Origin of the sequence: Brevundimonas sp., from assembly GCF_016742135.1 — a bacterium.
Taxonomy (GTDB): Bacteria; Pseudomonadota; Alphaproteobacteria; order Caulobacterales; family Caulobacteraceae; genus Brevundimonas.
On record NZ_JACVCG010000004.1, the window covers coordinates 269333 to 288779 of the forward strand.

Consider the following 19447-nt stretch of genomic DNA (forward strand, 5'->3'; position numbering starts at 1 on the left):
GTCCGATCAGCGGTAAGCTGTGCATGGGCCGTCTCGGCCGGGCGACACGGGGGGACCGGGATGTTCAGAATTTTGCTTGGAACCCTGGCTGTAGTCCTGGCGGCAGCAAGCCCTGCCCACGCCCAGTCGCTTTATATGGTCTCAGCCGGTGACTCGGGCCTCGTGTTGGCTGAAAGGGACAGTTTGCGCTGGCGCGACGGCAGGTCGCAGATGACCTACCACGTCATTTTCCGGACGCCGATGGCGTTCGAAAAGACCTCCGGACGAGGCTACGACTGGGTGCAGGGCATGACGACCAGAGTCGAGTTCGATTGCGCAACTCGCCTGTTCAGGCCGATCCAGTTCAGCTTTTTTAACTTCACCCAGACCGCCATCGAACGATTTGACGGCGATCAGGACTGGGCAACACTGGCGGACGGCTCCGATCTTGATCGGGTGCGGGCCCTGTCATGCGAAAACGTCCTGCCTTCTGAAACGCACTTCCCAAGCCTGGCTGACGCGGCCTTCATCTTCTACGGCGTCGTTCACGACGCCGACGATGGATCCTGATGGCGCGACCGTCCGGATGCCCGGTTCCTCTTGACCCGGGCGTCGTACGGGGGGACGAGCGGGCATGAACTACCGCCACAGCTTTCACGCCGGAAACTTCGCCGATCTGGTCAAGCATGCCCTGCTGCTGTGGCTGGTCGACCGGATGCGGGCCCGGGGGCCGCTGACCGTCATCGACACCCATGCGGGGGCCGGTCTGTACGACCTGACCGGCGACGCGGTACGCTCGCGAGAGGCTGAGGCGGGGGTGGCCCGGCTGATGGCCAGTGACACCCTGCCCCTCGCGATCAAGGCTCTGGCCGAGGAGGTCACGGCCCTCAACCCCGACGGCGGTGTGCGCTTCTATCCGGGCTCGCCTCAGCTGGTCGCCCGCAGGCTGGGCGAGGGTGACGCCTACCTTGGCTTTGAGATGAACCCACCGGTGGTCGAACTTCTGGAACAGGCGCTGGCAGATTACCCGGCGGCCGAGGGCCGGGCCGGGGACGGTTATGAGGCGCTGGCCGGGGCGACCGCGAACCTGCGCGGCCCGCTGGTGCTGATCGATCCGCCGTTCGAACAGGCTGATGACTATCAACGCGCGGCCGACGCGGCGGCGGCGGTGGTCCGGCGCGACCCGACCGCGACGGTCGCCATCTGGACCCCGCTCAAGGACATGGAGACCTTCGACGGCTTCCTGCGGCGTCTGGCCGGAGCGGGCGCCAGCCGTGTGCTGGTGGCCGAGGCGCGCCTGCGGCCCCTCACCAATCCGATGAAGATGAACGGCTGCACCCTCGTCATGCTCAACCCGCCCGAGGGGGCAGAGGCCGTGGCGCAGCAAGTGTGCGGCTGGGTCGCGGAGACCCTTGGTGACACCGGCGCCCGCGCCGAGGTCTGGTGGGCCTCCCCATAAAATCGCCGTTGCTGCGGGTCCGCTTGCAAGCAGCAAGTCAATGACCGCTCTCGACCCTTAGGGGACACTACGGCTAAGGCGTCCGTCCCGTTTCAGCTCGCCGCTTGAAATACCAATCCAGCGCAATGATCACCGCAAGGCAGCCCGCAATGACGAACACTCGTTCTCGCGCCAGCCACGGACCAACAAGCGGCAGGTCGTCGATCAAACCTAAGTAACCCGCTGAAATCAATACGAGGATCAGTACGTAAAGGGCCGATATAGCGTTGCGCGCCCATGGCGGAGGGCGAGTGGCCAAGTGCCTTGCGAGATCATCGCCAGTTGGCGGTCCTCCGAACAGTCGGTCCAAGAAGGCGTTGCGTTTGGCAGGGTCTTCCATGAGCTACCTTCCCTTGCGTTTTGGAGGTGGTCAATGGTTTGCAACGTCCGCTTTCCGAACTTGGGCGAAGGTCGGCTCTAGACCCATTGCGGATGTTAGCTGTTGCCGGAGGGGTTTCAGCGGGTCGTGTCTACAACATCAGCGTCAAGACGCGTGGTATAGCCTTAGCGGACGCTGGCGTTGCCATGATGCGCGTATTTTGGAGAAGGGGCAGATGAGCTACGGCCCAATGCAGCTGATGATACTATTTGGCGGGGTGATCCTGCCCGCATTTCTCTTGGCGGAGGTATTTCACCGCATCGGAAAAAGTCGATGGTTCGGGCTACTCTGGCTGGTTCCCGTTGTGAACATTGTCGCCGTAGTCGTAGCCCTTTCCAAGCTCTTTGGCGCAAAAAAAAATCGAACTAGAGAGTGAGGGCATGGGCAGCATTCGGGCTGCTTTTTACGCTGTCCTCCGACGCTTCCTGAGGCGTCTCAGGCCTCCTCGAGGTCGCCACCTGCAGCCTACGAGAGTCCGCCTTCCATCTCGAGGTGACAGTCCGCTCTCGACCCATTGCGGACGTCTCTTCAGCCGGGCATGGCATCCGTATCGGGTCTGGTCGCCTTTCGACCTCGCCAAGCGTCATCGAGCTTGAGAATTAAAATCAGCACAACGCCAAGGCCCGTTAACAAGCTGCCCTCCATGAATGCGAAGCCGCCATTGATGACGACCAAGTGCGAGAGCGGGATGGGCTGATGACCGATCATGCCCCATTGGTTAAGCGTGCCTGTCGATGCGGCAAAGACCGCAATGACGGGAGAGATGCAGGTGAGAAAATAGGTGGAAGCCAAGCTCGTCTTTCGCAGGCGGCCTCTCATCACAAGGTCGATCACGACGATCACCAAGGTGATGCAAGCAATCACGAACCCGATCTGAAACGCCATGGTGACTGCTGGATCAACGCCATGGCGCAGGGCCGACAAACCCAGGCGTTCACTCGACCCGCTGTCCTCTATGGCCCAGACGTTGACCGACATGCTCACCCCCCCCCCCCCCCCGCGTTTAACGCCCCCATATTGCTTGAAGGGAGATGCTCGCACTAGCCCTCATGCTGAAGTCGCTACGCACTGTCCGCTTTCCACCCTCAGCGGACATTCCGCGAGTCCGCCTTTTTGGGGCATCGCGCTTTACTTACGAGTACACGGCCTCAGTCGAACATCTCGCCCGGTTCGTACAGATTGGGCTCAAAGGTCGCGAGATTCATGATCGGGCTCATGGCCTCGACGATGGCTGGATCGCGGGTCATGGCCTTCCAGTCCTCGCGGCTGGCCCAGACGCCATGCACCGCACAGACCTTGCCGTTCACGCCCCGATGCAGGGTCGCGGAAACGAAGCCGTCCAGCCCGCGCTGACGCCCGACCATGACGGTCAGCGCCTCCATCAGCGCATCCTGTTTCGCAGGGTCGCACTTGTAGACGTTGATCAGGACGACAGTGTCGGAATCGGCGTCGGACATGGCCGTCCCATAGCCCATCCCCCTTACCAAGTCGTGCCCCGGCGGCCATATCGACAGGATGACCGAGACCCGAATGCCCCGCATCGCCATCCTTGAGACCGGGGCCCCGCCCTCCGACCTGTCGCCCGAACACGGCCGCTATCCGCAGATGTTCACGCGGCTCTTGGGCGAGGGCTTCGACATCCGCAGCATCGACGTGCGCCACAGCGCGCCGCCCGATCCCGAGGCCTTCGACGGTGTCATCATCACCGGCTCGCCCGCCGGGGTCTATGACGGCGAACCCTGGATCGGCCGCCTGCTGGACTGGATCGCCTCGGCCAAGGGTCGGACCCGCATGGTCGGCATTTGCTTCGGTCATCAGGCCATGGCCCAGGCGCTGGGCGGCCGGGTCGAGAAGTCGGATCGCGGCTGGGGCGTCGGTCTGCATCGGTACCGGGTCGAACAGTCCGAACCCTGGATGCAGCCGCCCCTGACCACCATCGCCATCCCGGTCTCGCATCAGGATCAGGTGGTCGAGAGACCCGCCGGGGCCCGCGTGATCCTGTCCAGCGACTTCACCCCCTTCGCCGGGCTCGCCTGGGACGACGCCGCCGTCTCCCTGCAGGGCCACCCGGAGTTCACGCCCGCCTTCGCCGCCGCCCTCGCCGAGGGCCGCCGCGACCGCATCGGCGCCGACCGGGTCGACCCCGCGCTGGAAAGCCTCAAGGCCGCCAATGACCGCGACGTCGTAGGCGAATGGCTGCGGACATTTCTGAAAGGGTGAGTAATCGTCAGGTGCACGGCTCGCTGAATCGGATAGCGTCGGGTCTCAACCCGGAGACCTGCCATGACCCTGACCCTGAAAGCCCGTGACCTTCTGCTCGCCGCCCTGCTGCTTGCGATCGGCGTGCTGATCGGCCTGGCCTTCAACGCTGCACCCAGCAAGGCCCAGTCCGTCGGCGCTGGCAACTATGTCGCGGCCAACGGCACCGTCTACTACTGCCAGCAGCGCGCCTGCTATTCGGTCTTCTTCAACTGACCCCTACGGCCACTTCACCTCGGGCGGCATGGAACTGAGGATCGCCTCGACGTTACCGCTGGTCTTCAGGCCAAAGGTCGTGCCCCGGTCGTACAACAGGTTGAACTCGACGTAGCGGCCGCGCCGGACCAGCTGTTCCTCGCGCTCGGCCGGGGTCCAGGCCTCCCTCATGCGACGCCGCACAATGTCCGGATAGGCGGCAAGAAAGGCCTCGCCCACGTCGCGCGTGAAGGCAAAGTCCGCCGCCCGGTCGCCGCTGTCCAGATGGTCATAGAAGATGCCGCCCGTGCCGCGCGGCTCGTTCCTGTGCTTCAGGAAGAAATACTCGTCGCACCAGGCCTTGAAGCGCGGGTAATAGGTCGGATCATGCCGGTCACAGGCGGCCTTGTAGGCGGCGTGAAAGGCGATCGTGTCGGGCGCATCCTCGCGCCGGTCCACGTCCAGAACCGGCGTCAGGTCGCCTCCGCCTCCGAACCAGCCCTTCGTCGTGGCGATAAAGCGCGTGTTCATGTGCACGGCCGGCACCCGCGGATTGCGCGGATGGATGATCAGGCTGATCCCCGTGGCGAAGAAGCGCGGGTCCTCGGCCGCCCCCGGCACATGTCTGGCATAGTCCTCGGGGAAGGTGCCGTGCACGGTCGAACAGTGCACCCCGGCCTTTTCAAACAGCCGCCCGTGCAGCATGCCCATGACGCCGCCGCCGCCCTCGGGCCGCTGCCACTCCGTGCGCACGAACCGGCCGGGCTCGCCGGGATAGAGGGCGGGATCTGCCGCATCCTCCAGCGCCTCCAGCGCCGCATGGATCCGGTCGCGCAGGCTCTCGAACCAGGCGCGGGCTTCGGTCTTCAGGGTGTCGAGATCGGGGGCAGGGGCGCTCATGGCCGTGCTTCTAATCGCATTTTCACGCGCAGGGCAGGGGGAGGTCTGCCGCAGTCACCCGACCTGCCGCGTCCATTCCCAGCAGGCGATGCCGGCGCTGACCGCCAGGTTCAGCGACCGCGCCCCGGGCTTCAGCGGGATCAGCACCCGGGCGTCGGCGGCCGCATGCACGGGATCGGGTGCCCCGGACGGTTCGGAGCCGAACAGCAGGGTGTCATCCGTCTCGAATCGGAATTCCGTCAGGGGCTCGGCCCCCTTTGTGGTGAACAGCACCAGCCGTCCGGCCCCGCGATCCCGCTGGAAGGCGTCCCAGTCGGCGTGCCGTGTCATATGCCCCAGAGGCCCGTAATCCAGCGCCGCGCGCTTCATGGCGCGGTCATCGAAGCGGAAGCCGGTGGGCTCGATCACATGCAATTCCACGCCGAAACAGGCCGACAGGCGGATGCAGGCGCCCACGTTCTGCGGAATGGCTGGTTGAAAAAGGGCGAGACGCATTCTAAGGCCCTTCTACGCGTGAGCCGGGGGCTTGTCGCGGCTGGTTTTGCGAGTGTTTCTCAGCCACGCGCCGTCTTGCGGCGATGAGCCGCAAATCCGGTCCGCACGGCTGGTGTATGACGTCTCGCGTCAACTATGACGATACCGTCGATGGGCCGGCCTGGGTCCATCGGGGCCCATGATGAGGTGTGATGTGACCGAATCGGTCGAGCTGAACCACGACGGACACGGAGGGGGCGACGACGCCACCCGCCGGGATTTCATCCACATCGCCGCCGGCGCCGCCGCAGTGGGTGCCGGGGTCATGATGGCTTGGCCGCTGGTCAATCAGATGAACCCCGCTGCCGACACCCTGGCCCTGTCGACCATCGAGTTCGACCTGACCAAGGTCGCCGAGGGCATGCAGGTGGTCATCAAGTGGCAGGGCAAGCCCGTGTTCGTGCGCTACCGCACCCCGGCCGAGATCCAGGAGGCTGCCAACACGCCGCTCAGCGCGCTCAAGGATCCCCAGGCGGACGCCGACCGCATCAAGGCCGGTCATGAGCAGTATCTGGTGGTGATCGGCTCCTGCACTCACCTGGGCTGCGTGCCGACCTTCAACGCCGGGGACTACGGCGGCTGGTTCTGCCCCTGCCACGGTTCGCACTACGACACCTCGGGACGCATCCGCAAAGGCCCCGCGCCGACCAATCTGGTCGTGCCGACCTATGAATATATCTCCGACACCCGCGTGCGGATCGGCTGAGGACGGACGGACAGACCATGAGCGATCACGAATCCACCTACGTCCCCAAGACCGGCATCGAAAAGTGGCTCGACGGCCGCCTGCCGATCATCCGCTTCGGTGCCGACTATATGTCGCTGCCGACGCCGCGGAACCTGAACTACTGGTACACCTTCGGCGGCATTCTGATGCTGTGTCTGGTGATCCAGATCGTCACCGGCATCGTTCTGGCCATGCACTATGTGCCGAACACCGAAATGGCCTTCGCCTCGGTCGAGCGCATCATGCGTGACGTGAATGGCGGCTGGCTGATCCGCTATGTGCACGCCAACGGCGCCTCGATGTTCTTCATCGCCGTCTATCTGCACATGCTCCGGGGCCTGTACTATGGCTCCTACAAGGCCCCGCGCGAGATCATCTGGATCCTGGGCTGCATCATCTTCTTCCTGATGATCGCCACCGCCTTCCTCGGCTACGTCCTGCCCTGGGGTCAGATGTCCTTCTGGGGCGCCGAGGTGATCACCAATCTGATCGGCGCCGTGCCGGTGGTGGGTGAGCCCCTGCTGATCTGGCTGCGCGGCGGTCCGGCCATCGACAACGCCACGCTGAACCGCTTCTTCTCGCTGCACTATCTGCTGCCGTTCGTGATCTTCGGCGTGGTGGTGCTGCACCTGTGGGCGCTGCACACGGCGGGCCAGAACAATCCGGCCGGGGTCCTGATCCCCAAGGAGCGCACGGCCAAGGACACCCTGCCGTTCCACCCCTATTTCACGGTCAAGGACGGCTTTGCCATCATCCTGTTCCTGATCCTGTTCGCCCTGTTCGTCTTCTACATGCCGAACGCCCTGGGCCATGCCGACAACTACATCCCGGCCAACCCGCTGGTGACGCCGGCGCACATCGTGCCCGAGTGGTACATGCTGCCCTTCTACGCCATCCTGCGCGCCATCCCCGACAAGTTCGGCGGCGTGCTGGCCATGTTCGGCGCGATCGGCGTGTTGTTCGTCATCCCCTGGCTCGACACCTCGCGGGTGCGCTCGATGCGCTATCGCCCGACCATGAAGGTCTTCTTCCTGATCTTCCTGGTGGTCGGCCTCGGCCTCGGCTGGTGCGGGGCCCAGCTGCCCGACGCCCAGGTGGTGCCCGGCATGCCCAGCTTCATGCTGCTGGACGGCCAGCTGAACAGCTATCTGTGGCTGACGCGCCTGCTGACTGCCTACTACTTCGCCTTCTTCCTGATCATCATGCCCTGGGTCGGGCTGAAGGAGACGCCTCTGCCGGTCCCGGCCTCGGTCTCCGAGCCGGTGCTCGACGGCGGTATCCCCGAGAAGAAGGACTGATCGTCATGACCATTCAAAACGGGACCCCTTCCGCCGTGTTCAAGATCGTCGCCTCGGCCGTCGCCGCCCTCAGCCTGGTCGCCGTGGCCGCCCCGGCCGGGGCCGCCGGCGGTGGAGCCAAGCATCCGCGTTCGGGCGGATTCAGCTTCGAGGGGCCGTTCGGCACCTTCGATCAGGCCCAGCTGCAGCGCGGCTACAAGGTTTACCGTGAGGTCTGCGCCGCCTGTCACGGCATGGACCTGATGTCCTTCCGCAACCTCGGCCAGCCCGGCGGGCCCTTCTACGATTCGCACTTCAAGGGCGGACCGGCCGAAAACCCCTATGTCCGCGTGCTGGCGGCCGAGGTCCAGGTTGCCGACATCGACTCCGAAACGGGCGAGCCGATCATGCGTCCGGCCACCCCGGCCGACCGCTTCCCCAACCCCTATGCGAACGCCACGGCGGCCGCCGGGGCCAATGGCGGCGCGGCCCCGCCCGACCTGTCGGTGATGGCCAAGGCCCGTCACGACGGCGCCAACTACATCTACTCGCTGATGTCGGGCTATGTGCCGGCGCCTGCGGGCCTCCAGATCGCCCCGGGCCAATACTACAACCCCTATATGGCCGGCGACCTGTCCCCCTTCTGGACCGGTGATCCCGATCACGTGCCAGAGGGCGGCTTCATCGCCATGCCCAATCCGCTCTCCGACGGTCAGGTGACCTATGACGACGGCTCGCCCCAGACGGTGGACCAGTATGCCAAGGACGTCGCCGCCTTCATCGCCTGGGCGTCCGATCCCCACGCGACCGAGCGCAAGCGCACGGGCCTGGGCGTGCTGGCCTTCCTGTTCATCTTTGCCGGCCTGACCTACGCCAGCTACCGCCGCATCTGGAAGGGCATCGCCCACTAGGGGCAGCCGTTTCCACGTCGACTGATTGACCCGCCGGAGCCCGCGCTTCGGCGGGTTTTTCGTGGGCGGACGCCCCTCGTCTCCTCCCCATCTTGATGGGGAGGGGGACCCTGCGTAGCCTTGGCGAAGGAGGGTGGGGCCTTACCGCCTGCACTTCCCCAAGAACCCCTCCGTCACGGCGCTGACGCGCCGCGCCACCTCCCCATATGCGATAGGGAGGAGACAGATGACAGGATAGCCGCCGCCGAATTCCCCAACCCTTTCAACGCCCCTCCCGTTTCCCGGACCGTTCTTCCCGACCGGGTCGCGGGGTGTGCAACCCTCTGCCTGTCTCCGTCGCAGGAGAGGCGCCTCGGGACCCAGGCACTGACGCGGCGGCGGGGGCCGGTCGAGCGGGATTGCCCGGGGCGAAACCCCGGGGTCCGGGGCGTTTCTGGACGCCCCGCCCGTCGCGGGCCGAGAGACTGGGACCTGCTGTCGAACCGGGACAGGCGAGGTCGGGACCGCAAGCTTTTGGGCGCCCCGACCCCCGGCTGAAGAGACAGTCCCCCCAGGCGCTCGCGTGAACCGACCGGGGCGGCGCCAGGCCAGGTGCCGAAAATTCACACACGCTCCCTGACGGCGAAAGCACGGGAGCACACGGTTCCGGGCCCCCGGCCCGCGCGCCGCCCGCCTCTCCATAGCCTCTGCCCCCGGGGCGAGAGGGGCTTTCGCATACCCGCTCAACAGTTGCGTCGGCGGGACAAGGCTTTAGGGTCGCGTCTCCGGTTTCGTGAGAGGTGCCCCATGCGTCTGCTGTCCAGGCTGAGTGTTCTTGCTGCGGGGGCGGCGCTGGCCGCCTGTATGACCCTGCCCGGCGGCGCGGAGCCCGCTCGCCAGATCGATCCGGATCGCCTGTCGGCCCACGTCCGGCTCCTGTCGGATGACAGCTTCGAGGGGCGCGGCATCGCCACTCCGGCCGAGGACATGGTCATCGCCTATCTGTCGCGGGCCTTTGCCGAGGCCGGCTTTGAGCCCGGCGGCGAGAATGGCGGCTGGACCCAGGCCGTGACCCTCAACCGCTTTGCCGTCAGCAACGTCAACGCCGCCTTCCGCGACAGGGGCCAGAGCCGGGCCCTGACCCAGGGCGAACAGATCGTCATCTCGACCCGCCGTCCGGCCGATCAGGTGCGTCTCGACGACCTGCCCCTGGTGTTCGTCGGCTATGGCACCACGGCACCCGAGCGGAACTGGGACGACTTCAAGGATGTCGACGTGCGCGGCAAGGTCATCGTCGTCCTGGTCAATGACGCCGACTATGAGCAGCCCGAGCTGAACACCTTCAACGGCCGGGCCATGACCTACTACGGCCGCTGGACCTACAAATACGAGGAGGCCGCCCGGCGCGGTGCCGCCGGCGTTCTGGTGGTCCACGAGACCGCCCCCGCCTCCTACGGCTGGACCACCGTCAAGAATTCCTGGACGGGCCCCCAGTTCGATATCGTCCGCGCCAACCCCGACGGCGAGCGCGTCCCCCTGGAGGGCTGGATCCAGCGCGACGTGGCCGTCGACCTGTTCCAGCGCGCCGGTCTGGATTTCGAGGCTCAGAAGGTCGCCGCCCGCAGCCGTGACTTCCGGCCGGTCACCCTGGAAGGCCAGACCCTCAATGCCGAATTCCAGGTCGCAACCGAAACTATCACGACCCGCAACATCATCGCCCGCCTGCCGGGCTCCACCCACCCGGACGAGACCATCCTCTACACCGGTCACTGGGACCACATCGGCGTGGGTGATCCCGATGCCGACGGCGACCGCATCTTCAACGGCGCGGTCGACAATGCCTCGGGCATCGCCGGTCTGATCGAGATCGCGGGCCTGTATGGCGCCGGGCCGCGTCCCCAGCGCTCGATCGTCATCATCGCCTTCACCGCCGAGGAAAGCGGCCTGCTGGGTTCGGAATTCTATGCCGCCAATCCCCTCTATCCGCTGGAAACCACGGTCGCCGGGTTCAACCTCGATGCCATGAACGTCTACGGGCGTCTCAGCGGACTGGGCATCACCGGCTATGGCCATTCGACTCTCGATGAGCAGCTCGAGGCTGTGGCGGCGACGCAGGGCCGGGTGATCGTGCCCGATACCAACAACGCCGCCGGCACCTATTTCCGGTCCGACCATTTCCCCCTGGCCAAGCGCGGCGTGCCCATGGCCTATCCCAAGGGCGCGGGTGACTTCCGTGACGAGCCGGTGGCGCAGCGCGAAGCCCTGCGGGCCGAGTATGGCGCACGTCGCTATCACCAGGCGGCGGACGAATGGCTGCCGGAAATGGATTTCCGCGGCGCGGTCGAGGATCTGGAGGTCGTCTATGCCGTCGGTCTGGCCCTGGCCAACAGCCGCGACTGGCCGGGCTGGAAAGAAGGATCGGAATTCGGTCCCGTTCGTCAGGAAAGCGCGGCCGCGCGTCGCTGATCCAGGGCCCGCGTCGCCCCGGTCAATAGTCAGGAGTTCCCATGTTCCGTCGCCTTCTGGGTGGTATCGCCGCCGCCGCCGTCCTGCTTACCGCCGGCACCGCTCTGGCTCAGGACATTTCCGCAGGTCGCCTGTCCGACCACATCCGCGTGCTGGCCGACGACAGCTTTCAGGGCCGGGTGTCCGGTCAGCAGCCCGGCGAGCAGCTGACGCTGGACTACCTCCAGGCCCAGTACGAGGCCATGGGACTCCAGCCCGGCGGCCCGGACGGTCAGTGGCTGCAGCCGGTCACCCTGTTCCGCTTCAGCCCGGCGCGCGCGCCGGTCGCCAGCTGGAGCGGCCCGGATGGCGTTCCCCACGCCCTGACTGCCACCGACATCCAGCTGCGCTCGGCCAATGACAGTGGCCGGGTCCACATCGCCGACGCGCCGGTCGTCTTCGCCGGCTACGGCATCACCGCGCCCGAGCGTGGCTGGGACGACTACGGCGATCTCGATGTGACGGGCAAGGTCGTGATCGTTCTGGCCGGTGAGCCCGCAGGCGAGCTGTTCCGCGGGGATTACAACACCCTCTATTCCAGCGCGGGCTATAAAAAGATGGAGGCGCTTCGCCGGGGCGCGGTCGGGGTCGTCACCCTGATTCTGGACCCGGGCAGCTGGCAGGGGATGGCCGGTCGCCCTGGCCGCACCCGCACGACAGTCGAAGGCCTCGATCCCATTCCCTTCACCGGCAGCGTCGGCCCGCAGACCGCCATGCAGTGGGGCTCCGCCGCCGGAATCGATCACGGCGCCATGGCCACGGTCGACACCGGCCGGTTCAAGGCCATCGAGATGACCGGCGTCCGCCTGACCGTCGACATCGAGGAATCCCGCGAGGAAATCCAGACCTACAATCTGCTCGCCAAGATCGAAGGCTCGGACAATCCGGATGAGGTCGTGATCTTCTCGGCCCACTGGGACCACGTCGGCGTCGGTTCGCCCGATGCGCATGGGGACACCATCTTTAATGGTGCCTGGGACAATGCCTCCGGCACGGCCGGCATCCTCGAACTGGCGCGCGCCTTCTCGCTCTCGCCGCGGCCGCAGCGCACTGTCGTGTTCGCCCACATGGCGGCCGAGGAAATGGGTCTGCTGGGCGCCTATGCCTATGCGGTCGACCCGGTCTATCCGCTGGAAACCACGGTCGCGAACCTCAATATCGACATGCTGCCGCTCAGTGGCCCGACCCGCGATTTCGCCATCTTCGGCTTTGGCCAGAACACGCTTGAAGACGATCTGGCTGTGCTCGCCGAGGCCGAGGGCCGCTATGTCACCGACGACCGCGAGCCCGAGCAGAACTACTATTTCCGCTCGGATCACTTCCCCTTTGCCCGCGCCGGTGTGCCGGCCCTCATGCCCTGGCACGGGGTCGACCTGGTCGAGGGGGGCATCGAGGTCGGCCTGCCCGAATATCAGGCCCTGTTCAGCCGCGACTATCACCAGCGCAGCGACGAATGGCGCGCGGACTATGACCTGCGCTCGGCGGTCGAGAACCTGACCCTGATGTACGCGCTGGCCTGGGACCTTGCGAACTCGGACCGCTGGCCGGGCTGGAAGCTCGATTCAGAGTTCGGCGCCATCCGCGCCCGCTCCGACGCGGCTCGCCAATAGGTCGGTCAGGTCGGCCCAGACGCTCGCGGCCGTCGGCGCCCGCCCCGCTCCCAGGCCCGAACGGCTCAAAATGCGACCGTCCGCCAAGGTGATGCGGATGGCGTTTCCGGCGTCGGGAAGGTTCGCGAACAGCGGATCGCCCGCGACCGGGGCGAAGGTGATCTGCCCCCCGGCGCAGTCGGCCACCGCCAGCTGGCGGACCGGTTCCGGTCCCGGCTGGAACGCTGCCGTAAGCGGCTGCACCCGGTCCGGCAGCCGGGCCCCCGGCCCGAAGGCGGCGCGGCTGAGCAGGAACAGCTTGGCCGCCGCGTCCCGGCCGTTCAGGTCTGCGGACGGATCGGCCTCAGCAAGGCCCGCCGCCTGTGCCTCGGCCAGGGCGACCGCGAACGGATGTCCTGCGGCCAGCCGGTTCAGCAGGAAGTTGACCGTGCCGTTCAGCACCGCCTCGATCCGCCGGATCGACCCCAGCCCTCGCGCCAGCTGCACCGTCTCCAGCATAGGCACCCCGCCACCGACCGCCGCCGAATAGCGAAGGCTCACACCGGTCGCGGTGGCCAGCGCCGACAGGCCGTCGACGTCGGCGGCCACCGCCTGCTTCGACGCGCTGACCACATGGATGCCCCGCGACAGGGCTGCCCGGATCAACGCCAGCGACAGCGAGGCATCCGACAGGGCGTCGATCACCACGTCCGGCTCCCGTGCGAGAAGCGCGGCCGGGTCGGTCACCACCAGCTCGGGTGCCGGCTCAGGTGACCGGACCTTGCCGGGGGTCTGGACCAGCACCCCGATGAGCGCGATGTCGGCCCGGTCCAGCAGGCCCGGCAGCACGCCTCCGCCCACGACCCCACATCCGGCCAGGGCAACGCGCAACGGTCCAACCGCACGCGGCAGGGCTTCGAGCGATGACCGGCTCAGGAGAAGCGCAGTCATCTCAGGCCGCCTTTCGCTGGTCGGAGGCAAGCACAGCCTTGGCCAGTCCCGAGGCCAGTTCGGCCCGCAGGTCCTCGACATGCTCCAGTCCGATCGACAGGCGCAGCAGGCCCTCGGTGATCCCGGCGGTCTCGCGCGCTTCTGGCGTCATGGCGGCGTGGGTCATCCCGGCCGGGTGGGCGATCAGGCTCTCCACCCCGCCCAGCGACTCGGCCAGCGTGAAGACCCGAAGCCCATCGACCAGGGCCCGTGCGGCGTCGCGACCGCCTTCCAGCTCGAGGCTGAGCATGGCGCCAAAGCCTGCCTGCTGCCGCCTCGCCAGCGCATGCCCGGGATGGTCGGCCAGCCCCGGATAGTGGACCGCCCGCACGCCCGGTTGCTGCACCAGCCATTCGGCAAGATCGCCCGCCGTCGCCTGCTGTCGCTCGATCCGCACGAACAGGGTGCGCAGTCCGCGCAGCGTCAGCCAGGAGTCAAACGGGGCCCCGGTCGTGCCCAGACAGTTGGCCCACCACGCCAGCCGCTCGTGGTCTTCCAGCGCGGCGCTGATGACCGCCCCGCCGACGACATCCGAATGGCCATTGATGAACTTCGTCGTCGAGTGGATCACCCAGTCGGCTCCCTTGGCAATCGGCTGTTGCAAGGCCGGGGACAGGAAGGTGTTGTCGACCGCGACCTTTGCGCCAGCCTCGTGGGCCGCCCGGCTCACGGCCTCGATATCGGTCAGGCGCATCAGCGGATTGGACGGCGTCTCGACCAGCACCAGTTTCGGCTGGCGGGCCAGCGCTACCTCAAACGCGATCACATCGCCGAAATCGACAAAGGCCACCTCAAAGTGCCCTCGCCGTGCGCGGGCGTTCAGCAGGCGGTGCGTACCGCCATAGCCGTCATGCGGCGCGATCACGAGATCACCGGGGGACAGTTCGCTCAGCACCAGATCGACGGCGGCCATACCGCTGGCGGTCACGACCGTGCCGGCCCCGCCCTCCAGTGCCGTCAGGGCCTCGCCCAGCAGGTCGCGGGTCGGATTGCCCGAGCGGCTGTAGTCGTAGCGGCGTTTTGCCTCCAGCCCGTCAAAGCTGTAGTTGGCGCTCAGGTGCAGCGGCGGCATGACCGCGCCATGGGCCGGGTCCTGATCGATGCCGACGCGGGCGAGGCGGGTGGCGAGGTCGTGCGGGGAGGGGGGACAGGTCATGCGGCAAGCTCGGAAGGACAACAGGACAAGGGCTCGGAGAGGGCCGAGGTGACCAGGTCGGCGACCACGGCCTCTTCCTTGAGGAAGCCGTCGTGGCCGTAGAAGGAGGGCGCACGGACAAAGGCACGCAGGTTCGGGAGGGCGCCGGCCAGACCATCGAGGTCGGCGATCGGCACCAGCTGATCCGAGGTGAAACCCAGCAGGGTGGTCGGCACGACCACCGCCTCAGGCTCGACCCGGTGGCGGTCCAGCGAATCCGACAGGCTGATCCAGCGTTCCGCCGACATCTTCGGCACATAGGCCCGGCCCCGGGCCTTCAGATAGTCGCAGACGGCGTAGGGCTGGCCGGCGGCCTCCGGCACCACGTCATGGCCGAAGCGCCAGTCCAGTTCCTCGGGGGTGCGATAGGTGGTCATGGCCAGTTCGCGGGCCAGGGCAACGGCCTCGCCTTGGCGACAGGTCTCGATGCCGAGGGCGAGGATGCGGCGCTGGATGCCGCGCAGGGCCGTGGCGTGGGTGGCGGGACGATGCGGGGCCGAGATGGCAATCAGCTGCTTCAGCCGCTGGGGGTACAGGGCGGCAAAGGCCAGTCCGACCATGCCGCCATAGGAGGCGCCGATCAGCGCTTGCAGCTGCGGAATGCCGAGATGATCGAGGGCTGCGGCAAGCGCACGGGCCTGATCCGCCGGGGTCAGGGTGCGGATCTCGGCCTCGCCCGGACCGGGCAACAGCTCGACGCCAAAAACCTGATAGCGGTCGAGATCGACCGGCCCGCCGGCGCGCACGATGCGCGGCCACCAGGCAGCGCGGCCGTCGCCAACGTCGGCGACCCTGCGGTCGGAGGAAATGCCGCCCAGCACGACGATCACGGGTGCCCCCTCGGGCCCGAACCGGCGCAGGTTCACGGTCGCGTCGGTCAGCGGCTGACCGTCGCCGAGACAGAATCCCGGCAGGGACACGGTGTGGTCCCGCCAAGCGGGGAGGGTGGGAGAGGAAAAGTCAGCAGGCACGACACGACGAACTCCGCCCATCGAGTACTCGTGCGTGGATCGACCCGTGAAACGGCGGGACCTCGCAAGAGGCCGTCGCTTCACTCATCTCTCGCGGATCGGGTCGTCAGACCATGATCCTCGCAGGAGTTGGCACCATCTCGCGAAGAGGGTCTCTTCGCGAAGGTTGCCCCGGCGTCAAAGGGCCTATCCCTCGACCGGTCTTGATGAGTGACTTAAGCGTGGCGACGGCGGGCGCAGCCGTCAAGAAGAAAAATTATCAGCTACCGGAAGTAGCATCCATGATGACCGTCCGGGCCTCGGCCAGCGCCGCTTCGGTCGTGGTTTCACCCGCGTGGATCTGGTCGGCCAGGCCCATCAGGGCCGGTCCGGTGACGGCCCCGGCATTGGGCTCCTCCTGGACGTGAATGCCGCCGTCGCGGGCGATCACCTCATCCCACAGGCCGCGGACACCGGCCCAGTAAGTCTGAGTGTCGGCCCAATAGTCGTCACCGGGCGCCGCGTCATAACCATCCCACTGACGATAGGTGTTGACCACATCTTCGTGCACGATGACCTGGCTGTCACCGTCGTCACCCTGGGCGCCGGACATCTTGAGGTTGTCCTGAATATGCACCCAACCGAAGGGGGTCAGGGCATGGCGGTTGGTCCCGACATAGCGGTCATAGATCGGGTTTCGCACCGCATCGCGGCGGGCCAGCGGACGCAGCGTCGGTGCCGAGGCCCATTCGGTTATGCCGTGGGCATAGGTCCAGACCCCAACCCCGCCGTAGCGCGGCGAGTCATCGGTCTGCCACACGGTCTGGGACCAGGCACCCTTGCGCTGGCCTTCCGGCACCGGGGCCAGCACCCACTGGTTGGGCCCCGCATAGGTCAGGACGGATTCCGGCTCATAGACCCAGTCCTGACGCCAGTGCTTGATCACATGGGTCTGGCCGCCATGCTCCATGACCAGGATGTGCTGCAGGCTGATACGGGTGCCGTCGTCATAGACGACCCGCACGATCTCGTTGCCTCCCGACAGCTTCTCGTCCAGCGGCTCATAGCCATCGATGAAGGGCACCGTCTCGCGCATGTCGAAACGCACGCGAAACTGTCCGGCCTGGGCCAGGATGGCCTGACGGTCGCGCTGGAATTTGGCGTCGGCCGTAGCCTCTGTGGTGGCCTGTGCGAGGGCGGTCGCGGGAAGGGCAGCGACCGGCATACAGGTGCCGATCAGAAGGGCGGCGGCAAGGACGGCGCGCATGGGGAGTATCTCCAACTTGAAACTCATTCGCATTATCGCTTTCCCCGCTCACAGACGCAAGGTCAGGGAGATCGAAACATTGCGGCCCGGCTGGGTGTAGGCGTCGAGCACGGTGGAGGTGGTCGACAGGCCCGAGACATCGCTCCACCAGCCGTAGGTTTCGTCGAACACATTGAACACGCCGATGCGGGCCGTGACCGTGTCGGTGACGTTCCAGTAGGCGGTCAGATCGAACAGGGTGAAGTCGTCCCCGACGTAGCAGTTCGGCGAGCAAGCTAGGCCCGTGGTGTCGGCGGCATCCTTGGCCTCGGACCAGGTCACGATGGCTTGGCCGCCAAAAGCTCCCGAAGGCGCATCCCAGCCCAGGCCGACGACGACCTTGAGCGGGTCGATGCTGGGCAGGGCCGTGGTGGTGCCAGCCGTCGTCTGATCGCCCTCGGCCCAGGCAGCCGAGACGCGGGCGCTGAGCCTATTGTCCCATGAGGCATCGCTGCGGAACTCCAGGCCCTTCACCTCGACATCTGTGAAGTTGACATATTGAAAGACCGCCGGGTCCATCGGCGTGAAGGAGCCCGACACGACCTGCTGGCTGATGAAGTCCTTGTAGTCCGCCTGAAAGGCCACGGCTTGCAGGGCCATCCGGCCGCCATTCCAGACCGGAACGTCGCGCAGGCGCAGGCCGGCTTCCACGCTGCGGCTGGTCTCTGGCTTCAGGTCGGGATTGGGCGCCGAAATGTAACCGAAGGCGAGGTTGCCGAAGGCGCTGTTCACCTGTGACGGGGTCGGGGCCTTGAAGCCCTCGGCGTAAGAAGCGAACAGACCGAAGGTGTCGTTGGCCCACCAGACAACACCCAGCTTCGGCGACAGGCGACTGTCTTCCTGATCCGCCTTCGGGCCGGTGAACAAGGGGTCATCCGCGGTCGTCAGTTCATAGGCATCATACCGCAGGGCCGGGATGATCCGCAGCGACCCGCCCGCCAGCACGATCTCGTCCTGAACGAACAGACCGGCGAGCGTGTAGTCCGTTTCGGGGAAGGGGCTGGAGGGGAAGGTCTCCCCGGCGGGGGGTACGGTGCCGTCGCGCACGCCGCTCTGGGTGGTTTTGGACCAGTCACCCCCGAATATCAGACGGTGTTCGACCCCGCCGACGATCACGCTGCGACGCCCCTGCGCGGCCAGGCCCATGACATCGTTGTCGAAGGTATTGTCGCGGGTGCGGTCTGCAGCCGGCTCACGATCCTCGAAGGTGAACTGACGGGTCTCGGACTCCTGCCGATAGACGGTGACTGAGGCCTCATCGAGTCCCGGCAGGGCCTCGGTCCGCCAGTCCAGGGCGATCCGTTGGCGGGTGGTCTCGTCTTCGGCGCGCAGGTCCAGAACCGAGGGGCTGCGGCCCGACAGGACATTGGCGTCCACATCCGAACTGTAGGACTCCCAGGTCAGGCCCAGCCGGTGGCCGGGGGCGACGTCCCAGATCAGTTTGGCCAGCAGGGCATCGGAACTGAAGTCCTGCGGGTTGGGCTCGGTCCGGGCCGCACCCTCGCCACCCACCGTGCCCTGATTGTCCGTTTCCGAGGCCTCGCGGTGGGTCCAGGCAACCAGACCGGACAGGGGGCCGTCACGGCCTGCGAACGAGAGGCCGGTCGCCAGACTGTCGTCGGCCGAGCCATAGGCGACGCGGGCCCGGGCGGTCCAGTTGCGGCTGGCGCCCAGCATATCGACCGGGTCCTTGGTCGTGAACGAGACCGCGCCGGCCACGCCGTCCGAGCCATAGAGCGCCGAGGCCGGGCCACGCAGGATTTCGACGGACTTCATCAGGTCGAGATCGGAATAGCCGCCGCGTCCGACGCTCTGCGGGCCAAAGGCATAGCCGTCAGGCGTCCGCACGCCGTCCGCGACGATCAGCACCCGATCGCCGCCGAGCCCGCGAATGGTGAAGCCGGCATTGCCGTCGCGGCCCGTCGAGCCCAGGGCTGCGCCGAAGCGGGCCGGCTGGCTTGGGACGCTGACACCCGGCTCGAACCGGACCAGGTCCTTGATGTCCGTATACAGGTTCTGCTCGATCTCCTGGGCCGAGATGACGGTGACAGTGGCGGGGGCTTCGTCGACGCGCGTGGCACTGCGGGTGGCCAGGACTGTGATCGGATCAAGCGTCACCGGGTCGATGACCGGGTTCGATACCGGTTGGCTCTGGGCGAGGGTCGGCGCTGCAGAGGCCAGGCTGACGAGGGCGGTGGTGAGGAAAAGAGTTGCACGCATGAGAAGCCCCGGGGAGTTACGGTGAAGGTCGGGGGCAATTACTGCGAACGATTA

The 19447-nt window shown here is 66.6% G+C and carries 19 protein-coding genes and 1 riboswitch; of the genes, 9 read left to right on the forward strand and 10 right to left on the reverse strand.

All coding sequences use genetic code 11. The features are described 5' to 3' along the window. The first annotated feature begins 60 nt into the window (after positions 1 to 60). Together IBJ06_RS10375 and rlmJ are read left to right on the forward strand one after the other, a co-directional pair. Positions 61 to 549: a surface-adhesin E family protein gene (locus IBJ06_RS10375; RefSeq protein WP_292159964.1), complete on the forward strand. Its 489-nt coding sequence runs from the start codon at positions 61 to 63 to the stop codon at positions 547 to 549. A 64-nt stretch (positions 550 to 613) separates the two neighbouring features. Then, positions 614 to 1438, forward strand: coding sequence for a 23S rRNA (adenine(2030)-N(6))-methyltransferase RlmJ (gene rlmJ, locus IBJ06_RS10380; protein WP_292159966.1), 825 nt, complete (start codon positions 614 to 616; stop codon positions 1436 to 1438). Between the two features lie 73 nt (positions 1439 to 1511). On the opposite strand, the gene IBJ06_RS10385 is transcribed toward rlmJ, so the two are convergent. From IBJ06_RS10385 to IBJ06_RS10395, 3 genes are all read right to left on the reverse strand, one after another. Then, complete coding sequence (locus tag IBJ06_RS10385) at positions 1512 to 1817, reverse strand: hypothetical protein (RefSeq protein ID WP_292159969.1); 306 nt, start codon at positions 1815 to 1817, stop codon at positions 1512 to 1514. A gap of 567 nt (positions 1818 to 2384) precedes the next feature. Beyond that, positions 2385 to 2834 (reverse strand): hypothetical protein, encoded by a 450-nt coding sequence (locus IBJ06_RS10390; RefSeq protein ID WP_292159970.1) that lies wholly within the window; start codon positions 2832 to 2834, stop codon positions 2385 to 2387. A 170-nt stretch (positions 2835 to 3004) separates the two neighbouring features. Continuing rightward, positions 3005 to 3313: an antibiotic biosynthesis monooxygenase gene (locus tag IBJ06_RS10395; protein ID WP_292159972.1), complete on the reverse strand. Its 309-nt coding sequence runs from the start codon at positions 3311 to 3313 to the stop codon at positions 3005 to 3007. A gap of 58 nt (positions 3314 to 3371) precedes the next feature. Between IBJ06_RS10395 and IBJ06_RS10400 the strand changes: the two genes are divergently transcribed. Next, positions 3372 to 4076 (forward strand): homoserine O-succinyltransferase, encoded by a 705-nt coding sequence (locus IBJ06_RS10400; RefSeq protein ID WP_292159973.1) that lies wholly within the window; start codon positions 3372 to 3374, stop codon positions 4074 to 4076. Positions 4077 to 4139: 63 nt separating this feature from the next. Then, entirely contained in the window at positions 4140 to 4331 is a 192-nt protein-coding gene (locus IBJ06_RS10405) for a hypothetical protein (protein ID WP_292159974.1), read from the forward strand. A 3-nt stretch (positions 4332 to 4334) separates the two neighbouring features. Here the strand turns inward: IBJ06_RS10405 and hemF are convergent, their stop codons facing one another. Both hemF and IBJ06_RS10415 read right to left on the reverse strand, forming a co-directional pair. Further along, the gene (hemF, locus tag IBJ06_RS10410) at positions 4335 to 5210 is read right to left on the reverse strand and encodes an oxygen-dependent coproporphyrinogen oxidase (RefSeq protein WP_292159976.1); all 876 of its coding nucleotides are present in this window, start codon (positions 5208 to 5210) and stop codon (positions 4335 to 4337) included. Between the two features lie 54 nt (positions 5211 to 5264). Beyond that, positions 5265 to 5705 (reverse strand): tRNA (cytidine(34)-2'-O)-methyltransferase, encoded by a 441-nt coding sequence (locus IBJ06_RS10415; RefSeq protein WP_292159978.1) that lies wholly within the window; start codon positions 5703 to 5705, stop codon positions 5265 to 5267. 178 nt (positions 5706 to 5883) lie between these two features. Between IBJ06_RS10415 and petA the strand changes: the two genes are divergently transcribed. From petA to IBJ06_RS10440, 5 genes are all read left to right on the forward strand, one after another. Next, the gene (gene petA, locus IBJ06_RS10420) at positions 5884 to 6450 is read left to right on the forward strand and encodes a ubiquinol-cytochrome c reductase iron-sulfur subunit (RefSeq protein WP_292159980.1); all 567 of its coding nucleotides are present in this window, start codon (positions 5884 to 5886) and stop codon (positions 6448 to 6450) included. Positions 6451 to 6467: 17 nt separating this feature from the next. Continuing rightward, positions 6468 to 7769, forward strand: a complete 1302-nt coding sequence (locus IBJ06_RS10425; RefSeq protein ID WP_292159982.1) for a cytochrome b/b6 — start codon at positions 6468 to 6470, stop codon at positions 7767 to 7769. 5 nt (positions 7770 to 7774) lie between these two features. After that, on the forward strand, positions 7775 to 8659 hold the full coding sequence (locus tag IBJ06_RS10430) for a cytochrome c1 (RefSeq protein WP_292159984.1): 885 nt from the start codon (positions 7775 to 7777) through the stop codon (positions 8657 to 8659). 786 nt (positions 8660 to 9445) lie between these two features. Then, positions 9446 to 11104, forward strand: coding sequence for a M28 family metallopeptidase (locus IBJ06_RS10435; protein ID WP_292159986.1), 1659 nt, complete (start codon positions 9446 to 9448; stop codon positions 11102 to 11104). A gap of 41 nt (positions 11105 to 11145) precedes the next feature. Then, the gene (locus tag IBJ06_RS10440; RefSeq protein WP_292159988.1) at positions 11146 to 12753 is read left to right on the forward strand and encodes a M28 family peptidase; all 1608 of its coding nucleotides are present in this window, start codon (positions 11146 to 11148) and stop codon (positions 12751 to 12753) included. On the opposite strand, the gene IBJ06_RS10445 is transcribed toward IBJ06_RS10440, so the two are convergent. The 5 genes from IBJ06_RS10445 to IBJ06_RS10465 form a co-directional block, all read right to left on the reverse strand. Further along, positions 12706 to 13683, reverse strand: coding sequence for a hypothetical protein (locus tag IBJ06_RS10445; RefSeq protein ID WP_292159990.1), 978 nt, complete (start codon positions 13681 to 13683; stop codon positions 12706 to 12708). The genes IBJ06_RS10440 and IBJ06_RS10445 overlap by 48 nt on opposite strands. Position 13684: 1 nt before the next feature. After that, positions 13685 to 14878 carry a cystathionine gamma-synthase gene (metB, locus tag IBJ06_RS10450; protein WP_292159992.1) on the reverse strand — a complete coding sequence of 398 codons (1194 nt, stop codon included), beginning with the start codon at positions 14876 to 14878 and terminating at the stop codon, positions 13685 to 13687. Further along, the gene (locus tag IBJ06_RS10455; protein ID WP_292159994.1) at positions 14875 to 15837 is read right to left on the reverse strand and encodes a homoserine O-succinyltransferase; all 963 of its coding nucleotides are present in this window, start codon (positions 15835 to 15837) and stop codon (positions 14875 to 14877) included. Before IBJ06_RS10455 ends, metB begins: the two co-directional genes overlap by 4 nt. Positions 15838 to 15969: 132 nt before the next feature. Further along, a riboswitch (SAM riboswitch) is annotated at positions 15970 to 16101 on the reverse strand. Between the two features lie 46 nt (positions 16102 to 16147). After that, positions 16148 to 17134, reverse strand: coding sequence for a DUF6607 family protein (locus IBJ06_RS10460; RefSeq protein WP_292159996.1), 987 nt, complete (start codon positions 17132 to 17134; stop codon positions 16148 to 16150). 48 nt (positions 17135 to 17182) lie between these two features. Next, on the reverse strand, positions 17183 to 19393 hold the full coding sequence (locus IBJ06_RS10465) for a TonB-dependent hemoglobin/transferrin/lactoferrin family receptor (protein WP_292159998.1): 2211 nt from the start codon (positions 19391 to 19393) through the stop codon (positions 17183 to 17185). Positions 19394 to 19447 lie beyond the last annotated feature (54 nt).

Bases quoted from the DNA above. Each gene is read 5' to 3' on its own strand.
- metB (WP_292159992.1), bottom strand. From the start codon at position 14,878: ATGACCTGTCCCCCCTCCCCGCACGACCTCGCCACCCGCCTCGCCCGC.
- IBJ06_RS10425 (WP_292159982.1), top strand. From the start codon at position 6,468: ATGAGCGATCACGAATCCACCTACGTCCCCAAGACCGGCATCGAAAAG.
- IBJ06_RS10415 (WP_292159978.1), bottom strand. From the start codon at position 5,705: ATGCGTCTCGCCCTTTTTCAACCAGCCATTCCGCAGAACGTGGGCGCC.
- IBJ06_RS10435 (WP_292159986.1), top strand. From the start codon at position 9,446: ATGCGTCTGCTGTCCAGGCTGAGTGTTCTTGCTGCGGGGGCGGCGCTG.
- petA (WP_292159980.1), top strand. From the start codon at position 5,884: ATGATGAGGTGTGATGTGACCGAATCGGTCGAGCTGAACCACGACGGA.
- IBJ06_RS10430 (WP_292159984.1), top strand. From the start codon at position 7,775: ATGACCATTCAAAACGGGACCCCTTCCGCCGTGTTCAAGATCGTCGCC.
- IBJ06_RS10440 (WP_292159988.1), top strand. From the start codon at position 11,146: ATGTTCCGTCGCCTTCTGGGTGGTATCGCCGCCGCCGCCGTCCTGCTT.
- IBJ06_RS10400 (WP_292159973.1), top strand. From the start codon at position 3,372: ATGACCGAGACCCGAATGCCCCGCATCGCCATCCTTGAGACCGGGGCC.
- IBJ06_RS10460 (WP_292159996.1), bottom strand. From the start codon at position 17,134: ATGCGCGCCGTCCTTGCCGCCGCCCTTCTGATCGGCACCTGTATGCCG.
- IBJ06_RS10405 (WP_292159974.1), top strand. From the start codon at position 4,140: ATGACCCTGACCCTGAAAGCCCGTGACCTTCTGCTCGCCGCCCTGCTG.
- hemF (WP_292159976.1), bottom strand. From the start codon at position 5,210: ATGAGCGCCCCTGCCCCCGATCTCGACACCCTGAAGACCGAAGCCCGC.
- IBJ06_RS10465 (WP_292159998.1), bottom strand. From the start codon at position 19,393: ATGCGTGCAACTCTTTTCCTCACCACCGCCCTCGTCAGCCTGGCCTCT.
- rlmJ (WP_292159966.1), top strand. From the start codon at position 614: ATGAACTACCGCCACAGCTTTCACGCCGGAAACTTCGCCGATCTGGTC.
- IBJ06_RS10395 (WP_292159972.1), bottom strand. From the start codon at position 3,313: ATGTCCGACGCCGATTCCGACACTGTCGTCCTGATCAACGTCTACAAG.
- IBJ06_RS10375 (WP_292159964.1), top strand. From the start codon at position 61: ATGTTCAGAATTTTGCTTGGAACCCTGGCTGTAGTCCTGGCGGCAGCA.
- IBJ06_RS10390 (WP_292159970.1), bottom strand. From the start codon at position 2,834: ATGTCGGTCAACGTCTGGGCCATAGAGGACAGCGGGTCGAGTGAACGC.
- IBJ06_RS10445 (WP_292159990.1), bottom strand. From the start codon at position 13,683: ATGACTGCGCTTCTCCTGAGCCGGTCATCGCTCGAAGCCCTGCCGCGT.
- IBJ06_RS10385 (WP_292159969.1), bottom strand. From the start codon at position 1,817: ATGGAAGACCCTGCCAAACGCAACGCCTTCTTGGACCGACTGTTCGGA.